The organism is Actinomadura sp. NPDC049382 (genome assembly GCF_040677125.1).
Taxonomy (GTDB): Bacteria; Actinomycetota; Actinomycetes; order Streptosporangiales; family Streptosporangiaceae; genus Spirillospora; species Spirillospora geliboluensis.
Genome location: NZ_JBFARO010000090.1, coordinates 24,595 through 32,069 on the forward strand (window position 1 = coordinate 24,595; position 7,475 = coordinate 32,069).

The 7,475-nt window shown below is 71.3% G+C and carries 8 protein-coding genes; 5 read left to right on the forward strand and 3 right to left on the reverse strand.

The genetic code is table 11. The annotated features are described in order from the left end of the window. Positions 1-73: 73 nt before the first annotated feature. Positions 74-760: a TetR/AcrR family transcriptional regulator gene (locus tag AB0K34_RS34055; RefSeq protein ID WP_364553052.1), complete on the forward strand. Its 687-nt coding sequence runs from the start codon at positions 74-76 to the stop codon at positions 758-760. On the opposite strand, the gene AB0K34_RS34060 is transcribed toward AB0K34_RS34055, so the two are convergent. Next, the gene (locus tag AB0K34_RS34060; RefSeq protein ID WP_364553054.1) at positions 693-1,385 is read right to left on the reverse strand and encodes a TetR/AcrR family transcriptional regulator; all 693 of its coding nucleotides are present in this window, start codon (positions 1,383-1,385) and stop codon (positions 693-695) included. The two genes, AB0K34_RS34055 and AB0K34_RS34060, sit on opposite strands and share 68 nt — an antisense overlap. Before the next feature lie 107 nt (positions 1,386-1,492). Here AB0K34_RS34060 and AB0K34_RS34065 point away from each other — a divergent pair, with 107 nt between their 5' ends. Genes AB0K34_RS34065 through AB0K34_RS34075 form a run of 3 tightly spaced genes read left to right on the forward strand, consistent with a single transcriptional unit; the run spans position 1,493 to position 4,536 of the window. After that, positions 1,493-2,599, forward strand: coding sequence for a ferritin-like domain-containing protein (locus AB0K34_RS34065; RefSeq protein ID WP_364553055.1), 1,107 nt, complete (start codon positions 1,493-1,495; stop codon positions 2,597-2,599). A 56-nt stretch (positions 2,600-2,655) separates the two neighbouring features. After that, positions 2,656-3,510, forward strand: a complete 855-nt coding sequence (locus AB0K34_RS34070) for an SDR family NAD(P)-dependent oxidoreductase (protein WP_301176187.1) — start codon at positions 2,656-2,658, stop codon at positions 3,508-3,510. 54 nt (positions 3,511-3,564) lie between these two features. Next, positions 3,565-4,536, forward strand: coding sequence for a diiron oxygenase (locus tag AB0K34_RS34075; protein ID WP_364553057.1), 972 nt, complete (start codon positions 3,565-3,567; stop codon positions 4,534-4,536). Between the two features lie 325 nt (positions 4,537-4,861). Here AB0K34_RS34075 and AB0K34_RS34080 read toward each other — a convergent pair whose 3' ends face one another. Beyond that, positions 4,862-5,632, reverse strand: a complete 771-nt coding sequence (locus AB0K34_RS34080; RefSeq protein WP_364553058.1) for a hypothetical protein — start codon at positions 5,630-5,632, stop codon at positions 4,862-4,864. Between the two features lie 92 nt (positions 5,633-5,724). Here AB0K34_RS34080 and AB0K34_RS34085 point away from each other — a divergent pair, with 92 nt between their 5' ends. Beyond that, positions 5,725-7,251, forward strand: coding sequence for an ATP-dependent DNA ligase (locus tag AB0K34_RS34085; RefSeq protein WP_364553059.1), 1,527 nt, complete (start codon positions 5,725-5,727; stop codon positions 7,249-7,251). A gap of 16 nt (positions 7,252-7,267) precedes the next feature. Here AB0K34_RS34085 and AB0K34_RS34090 read toward each other — a convergent pair. Further along, positions 7,268-7,475: hypothetical protein (locus AB0K34_RS34090; protein ID WP_364553060.1), on the reverse strand; the 208-nt coding region annotated here is incomplete at its 5' end.

Sequence of the window (7,475 nt, forward strand, 5' to 3'; positions counted from 1 at the left end):
CTCAGATAACCTACTCCGGGTAAGTTACCGCGAGTAGGTTACTGACGGTAGGTCCAACAGAGAGGATTCTCCTGTGAGTGGCGCCACACCGCAGCCCCAGCCGCCGTCACAGCCCCCGGCCCGCAAGCGCAGGCGGATGTCGCGGGCCGAGCGGGAGCAGCAGATGCTGGACGTGGCGGAGCAGGTGTTCGGCGAGCGCGGCTACCAGGGCACCTCCATGGACGAGATCGCCGACCGCTGCGGCGTCTCCAAGCCGATGCTCTACGAGTACTTCGGCTCCAAGGACGGCCTGCTCGTGGCGTGCGTGAGCCGGTCCAAGGCCGAGCTGCTCGACGTCACCCAGAAGGCCATGGCGGGCGCCACCACCCCCGAGGACATCCTCCGGCGCGGCATGCTCGCCTACTTCTCCTTCGTCGACGCGCACAGCGGCTCGTTCGCGATGCTGCTGCGCGAGCCGGTCGCCCCGTCGCCGGAGACCGCCGAGGCCGTCGAGGCGACCCGGCGGCAGCAGAGCACGCTGATCGCGGGCGTGCTCGCGATGTTCGCGCCGGGCGCGCCGGACGCCGCGATCGAGGCGTACACGCAGATCATCATGGGCGCGAGCGAACGGGTCGCGCTGTGGCAGGCCACCCGTCCCGACGTGTCGGCGGAGGACGCCGCCCGCTACATGACCGACTTCTGCCGGCAGGGCCTCAGCCCGTACCTGGCCCCGTCCCCCGAGCCGGCTGACGGCGGGCAAGCGCCTCCAGAGCGGCGATGAGCAGGTCGAGGCCGAACTCGAAGTCGCTCTCGGGGTCGTGCTGGGCCAGCTCCGGCCCGTAGGCGATGACGTGCCGGAACTCGTCCGGGTCGAGGTGGTTCCACGACTCGGCGCCCGTCTCGGCGAGGTGCCCGAGCATCTTCTCCATGCCGATCTCGCGCATCTGCGCGCCGATCGCGTAGGCCAGCAGCGCCCGCATGATCCGCACGGCGGTGCCGCCGTCGAACCCGGCCGCGTCCGCCAGCGCGAGCGCCCGCTCCATCGGCCGCAGCCCCGCCGCCGTGTCGACCTTGTGGGTGAAGACGATCGTCATGCAGCGCGGGTTGTCGTGCGCGACCTTGCGGAACGCCCGGACGAGCGCCCGCGCCCGCTGCTGCCAGGGCTCGTCGGGGTCGTCGGTCAGCTCCAGGCCCGCGACGACCTGCTCCGCGACGCCCTCCAGCAGGGCGGTCTTGTTCGGGACGTGGTTGTAGAGCGACATCACGGCGACGTCCAGCTCGGCCGCGACGCGGCGCATCGACAGCGCGTCCGCGCCCTCCCGCTCGATCAGCGCGACAGCGGCCCGGACGATGCGGTCGCGGGTCAGCGCGGGGCGCGGCGTGTCGGAGGTCACGCCCTTGGCCATCGCGCCCGTCCCCTTCCCGCCGTTGACACCGATAAGTGTCCCATGACACGGTACGTACATTGTACGTAGACGTACATCGTACGTCCGCGCTCGGGGAGGAGTGCCCCATGTCGACCCACGACCTCTACACCGACCCCGTCCCCACCGGGGGCTGGACCGTGCCCATGGCCGGCGACACCCGGTTCACCTGGGAGTACGACGACGGACGCGACCGCCTCCTCGCCCTCTACCAGAAGGGCAAGGACAAGCAGTGGGACTCCGTCAAGCGCATCGACTGGGACCTTGAGGTCGACCCGCACAACGTCCTCGGCGTCCCCGACCAGTCACTCGCCATCTACGGGACGAAGCACTGGGACAAGCTCTCGGTCAAGGAGCGCGGCGAGCTGCGCCAGCACTACACGTCCTGGCAGTTCTCCCAGTTCATGCACGGCGAGCAGGGCGCGATGGTCACCGCCGCCCGCATCGTCGAGTCGGTGCCCGACCTCGACTCCAAGTTCTACTCCGCCACCCAGACCATGGACGAGGCGCGGCACGTCGAGCTGTTCACCCGCTTCCTGCACGAGAAGATCGGGATGGTCTACCCGATCAACACCCAGCTCCAGGACCTGCTGGACGAGACCCTCACCGACCCCCGCTGGGACATGCCCTACCTCGGCATGCAGGTGCTCATCGAGGGCCTCGCCCTCGCCGCGTTCGGCGTCATCCGCGACATCACCACCAAGCCGCTGCCCAAGCAGATCCTCGCCTACGTCATGCAGGACGAGGCGCGCCACGTCGCGTTCGGCCGCCTCGCGCTGCGCGACTACTACAAGCAGCTCTCGGCCGCCGAACTGCGCGAGCGCGAGGACTTCGTCATCGAGGGCTGCTACCTGATGCGCGACCGCATCCGCGGCCGGGAGATCTACACCAACTTCGGGATCGACCCCGCCGAGGTCGACGAGCTGGTGGAGAACTCGCCCTACATGCGGATGTTCCAGAGCCTGCTGTTCAGCCGGATCGTCCCGTGCGTGAAGGACATCGGGCTGTGGAGCGAGCGCGTCCAGCAGACCTACGACGACATGGGCGTCCTCGACATGTCCAAGGCCGACCTCGACGCCCTCATGAGGCAGGACGAGGAGATCGCCGAGAAGCTCGACACCGAGCGGTTCGCCGCCGAGGAGGCCGACCGCAAGGCCGAAGTGGACGCCGTCATCGCCGACGCGGCGGCGGGCTGAGTACGTTTGGATCACTCGATCTGAGAGCCACTCGTCCGCACACCTCGGAGGTCCTGATGCCACTCGCGCACTTCGACGGAGCGCTCGCCGTCGTCACCGGAGCCGGCAGCGGCATCGGCCGGGCCACCGCCCTCGCCCTGGCCGAGAGCGGCGCGAGCGTCATCGCGGCCGACATCGACCTGGCCGCGGCGGAGCGCACCGCCGCCCGCGCGAAGTCCGTCGGCGCGGGCGGCACCGCCCACCGGGTGGACGTCTCCGACGCCGCCGCCATGGAGGCGTTCGCCGCCGAGGTGAAGGAGGCGCACCGCGTCCCCGACATCGTGGTCAACAACGCGGGCATCGCGCTCGCCGGGCCGTTCCTCGACACCGAGCCGGACGACTGGGACCGCATCCTCGGCGTCAACCTGTGGGGCGTCATCCACGGCTGCCGGCTGTTCGGCCGGCAGATGCGCGACCGCGTCAACGCCCTGCCCAACAAGCCCGACAAGCCGAACCTCGGCGGGCACATCGTCAACATCGCGTCCGCCTCCGCGTTCGCGCCGTGGCGCGGCATGCCCGCCTACTGCACGACGAAGGCGGCCGTGCTGATGCTCAGCGAATCGCTGCGCGCGGAACTGGCGGGCTCGCGGATCGGCGTCACCGCCGTCTGCCCCGGTTTCGTCAGCACCGACCTCGTCAAGAACGGGACCTACGTCGACGGGTCCCCCGAGAAGCTGCGGCAGCGCGGCCAGAAGGCCATCCAGCTGCGCAACTACCCGCCGGAGAAGGTCGCCGAGCGGGTCGTCGACGCCATCGTCAAGAACAAGGCCGTGGTCCCGGTGAACTTCGAGGGCCACCTGCTGCACACCCTGTCCCGGGTGTCCCCCGCGTCCCTGCGCCTGCTGGCCAGAATCCCCACCCCCCAGGGCTGACGTCCGCGCCGGGCGCGGCCCCCGACCCTCCATGCCGTAAGAGGAGAAGGATCCATGCCCCCCGACGCACTGCTGGCCGGCGGCCGTCCGCGCACGTGGACGGCCCAGATCCGCTGCAAGGACGGCGACCACACGCTGGAGCTGACCGACCGCGAGGTGGTCGCCGAGCGGCTGCTGCGGACGTCCCGCAAGCACTCGTTCGACCCGGACGCGGACGTCGACTGGGACGCGCCCCAGGACCCGGACGTCTTCTACATCCCGCCGCAGCTCGTGTCGCTCTACGAGACGCCGCTGTGGGACGGGCTCACGCACCGGCAGCGGGTGGAGCTCAGCAAGCGGGAGATGTGCAGCATCGCCTCCTTCGGCATCTGGTCGGAGATGATGCTGATGCAGTCGCTGCTCATGCACGCCTACCGGCACCGCTACGACAGCGGCCACTTCGCGTACGCGCTGACGGAGATCGCGGACGAGTGCCGGCACTCGAAGATGTTCGGCCGCATGGTGCGGACCTGCGGGCTGCGCACCCACCGGCCGCGCGCCCTGGAGTACCACGCCGCGAAGCTGTTCGGGGCCGTGTACGACCCGATGCCGATGTTCGCCGGGACCCTCGTCGTGGAGGAGCTGACCGACGCGTTCCAGCGGCTGACGTTCCCCGACGAGGACATGCAGCCGCTGATCCGGCAGGTCACCCGGATCCACGTGATCGAGGAGGCGCGGCACATCAAGTACGCGCGGGAGGAGCTGAAGCGGCTGGTCGTCAAGGCCCCGGCGTTCCAGCGGCGGGCGGCGGCCTACTGGATGGCGCAGGCGACCCGGCTGCTGGCCACGCAGATGATCCACCCGTCCTGCTACACGGCGGTGGGGCTGGACCCGAAGCTCGCGCGCCGCGTCGCGGCGCGCAGCCCGCACCGCCGCGCCACCCTGGCGTGGTCGTTCCGGAAATGCACCGCTTTCTTCGACGAGGTCGGCTTCCTGGACGGCCGGGCGCGCGAGGTCTGGATCGGCGCGGGCCTCCTGCACGCCTGACCCGCCGCATTTATCTTGATGTCGAAACGCTTATTAGAAAACGGTTCGCCAATACCGACCAGTGGTCCTGACAACGCGAACAAAAAGGGCCGCGGAGCGGGGTCCACTCCGCGGCCCATCGACGAACACGGCCATCTGCCTGGGGTTATCTCACCCAGGACACTCCATCCGATCGCGCGTTCACGTCGTCGACCTCCTCCTCCCAGCCGTCTCAGCACCCCGATCACATGCCTGGCGCGGGAGCATGATCGGCATACTGCCTCCCCATTACCGAATCACCTTAGAAGGTGCTGACAGTAAATATGCCATGATCGGCCAAATGAGGTCAGAAATCGTTTAGCACGGTGAGCACTTCGCGGGCGACCGCCGTGGCCGTGCCGAGCACCGCCCGCTCCCGCGCCGCCTGGCCGCCGCCGCCACGCGGCGCCTCCTCGCTGTAGCTGACCGTCACGACCGCGTTCTTGACCCGCGCCGTGACCTGCCCGACCAGCGTGGGCTGCCCCTGGTCGGCCATGAACCAGCGGTACGCCTCGTCCCCCACGCCCTGCTCCCGCTCCAGCGCGATCGTCCGGACGAGCGGGGCGTCGTGCGCCTGCGTCCACTGCGCGTCGTAGTAGCTCTCGGCGTCCCGCACCGGCGTCGCGGAGTGCGCGGGCGCGTACAGCCGCGCCTCCACCCGCAGCCAGCGGAACGCCGACTCCTTCGAGGTGTACGTGCACGTGGTGAGCGTCGAGTTCGCGCTCTGCCGCTCGCTCGCCTTCGGGACCGCCTTCGCCACCGTCTCCGCCGCGACCGTCCCGCACGGCGGCGGCAGCGCCCGGACGATCCCCGGCACCGCCTCGGACGGCGACGGCTCGGACGGCGAGGGCTCGGCCGTACTGGGCGTCACCGCGGCCCGGTCCGTCTTCCCGCCGGGCACGGCCAGGAACACCGCCACCGCCGCACCCGTGAACGCGACGGCCGCCACCAGCAGCACGATCAGCCGCTTCGGCCGCCGCGCCGGAGACGGCGGCTCCGGCCCCGCGTACGGCCGGTGGAACGGTTCGGCCGGAGGGTGCAGCCCCACGTCCCGCTCCTCACTCCCCCGTCGCGTCATGGCCCGCCTCCCGTCAACGTAGTCAGGCGCGCCGCCGCTGACCAGGCCCCCCGGTGGTGCCGATTGTCAGACCCCGGAGTCACACTGGGAGGGTGCTGATAGCGGAGATCGCCCGGACGTCGGAGGCGGTGGCGGGCACCTCGGGCCGCAAGGCCAAGGTAACGGCGCTCGCCGAGTGCCTGCGCCGGGCCGACGCCGGCGAGGCCGCCACCGTGGTCGCCTACCTGTCGGGTGAGCTGCCGCAACGCCAGATCGGCGTCGGCTACGCCGCCTTGCGGGATCTCCCCCCGCCCGCCGCCGAGCCGTCGCTGACCGTTCCCGAGGTCGACGCGTCCTTCACCGAGATCGGCGCCGTCTCCGGCCCCGGCTCCGTCGCCCGCCGCCGCGACCTGGTCGCCGCCCTCTTCGCCCGCGCCACCCGAGCCGAGCAGAACTTCCTCATCCGCCTCCTGGCGGGCGAACTGCGCCAGGGCGCACTCGACGGCGTGATGGCCGAGGCGATCGCGGCAGCGGCCGAGGTGCCGTCCGCCGAGGTCCGGCGCGCGTTCATGCTGCGCGGCTCCCTCGGCCCGGTCGCCACCGCCGCCCTCGCCGACGGCGTCGCCGCCCTCCGCGCCTTCACGTTGGAGGTGGGCCGCCCGGTCAAACCCATGCTGGCCGCCTCGGCCCCGTCCACCGACGAAGCGTTCGCCAAGCTGAAGGCCGAAGCGGCGGTCGAATGGAAACTCGACGGCATCCGCGCCCAGATCCACATCGCCGACGGCGACGTCCACATCTTCACCCGCACCCTGGACGAGATCACCTCCCGCCTCCCCGAGGTGGTGGAGGCGGTGAAGGCACTCCCCGTCCACAAGGCCGTCTTCGACGGCGAACTGATCGCCCTGCGCCCCGACGGCAGCCCCCACCCCTTCCAGGTGACCGCCGCCCGCACCGCCACCCGCACCACGAAGACGACCGAGCAGGTCCCCCTGAGCGTCTTCATCTTCGACGTCCTCTACCTCGACGACACCGACCTGCTCGATGCGCCGGGGGCGGAGCGGAATGCGGCCCTGGTGCGGGTCGTGCCGGAGGCTTTGCGGATGCCTCGGGTCGTCACCGGCGATCCGGTGCGGGCCAAGGAGGTGTTCGACGAGGCCGTGGCGCGGGGGCATGAGGGGGTCGTGATCAAGTCGCTCGACACGCCGTACACGGCCGGGCGCCGCGGGGCCGGGTGGATCAAGGTGAAGCCCCGGCACACGCTCGACCTCGTGGTGCTGGCCGTGGAGTGGGGGCACGGGCGGCGGCAGGGGCTGCTGTCGAACCTGCACCTGGGCGCGCGCGACCCCGAGACCGGCGGGTTCGTCATGCTCGGGAAGACGTTCAAGGGGCTCACCGACGAGCTGCTCGCCTGGCAGACGAAGAAGCTCCGCGAGCTGGCCGTGCGCGAGGACGACTGGGTCGTGCACGTCCGGCCCGAGCTGGTCGTGGAGATCGCGTTCGACGGCGTCCAGCACAGCCCGCGCTACCCGGGCGGCATCGCGCTGCGGTTCGCGCGGGTGCTGCGGTACCGGCCCGACAAGACCGCCGCTGAGGCCGACACGATCGAGACCGTGCGCGCCGTCGCCCCCGTCATGGACTAGGCGCCCTCGTCAGGGACTAGGCGTCGCGCTTCCCGGGGGTCGGGGCGGCGGGTTCCTCCGGGGGCGGCGATGGGACGCGGCCGCCGGGGCGCAGGCCGCCGGCGAAGTCGTCGCGGGGGCGGCGGACGCGGCGGGCCGCGGCGCGGGCGCGCATGCGCGACGCGGCGCGGCCGCGGACGCGCGGCAGGGTGCGGGTCGTCTCGCGGCGGGCGGCGGCCCCGCCG

Excerpts from the sequence above, each read along its gene's own strand:
- AB0K34_RS34060 (WP_364553054.1), bottom strand. The coding sequence starts at position 1,385 with ATGGCCAAGGGCGTGACCTCCGACACGCCGCGCCCCGCGCTGACCCGC.
- AB0K34_RS34075 (WP_364553057.1), top strand. The coding sequence starts at position 3,565 with ATGCCCCCCGACGCACTGCTGGCCGGCGGCCGTCCGCGCACGTGGACG.
- AB0K34_RS34065 (WP_364553055.1), top strand. The coding sequence starts at position 1,493 with ATGTCGACCCACGACCTCTACACCGACCCCGTCCCCACCGGGGGCTGG.
- AB0K34_RS34080 (WP_364553058.1), bottom strand. The coding sequence starts at position 5,632 with ATGACGCGACGGGGGAGTGAGGAGCGGGACGTGGGGCTGCACCCTCCG.
- AB0K34_RS34070 (WP_301176187.1), top strand. The coding sequence starts at position 2,656 with ATGCCACTCGCGCACTTCGACGGAGCGCTCGCCGTCGTCACCGGAGCC.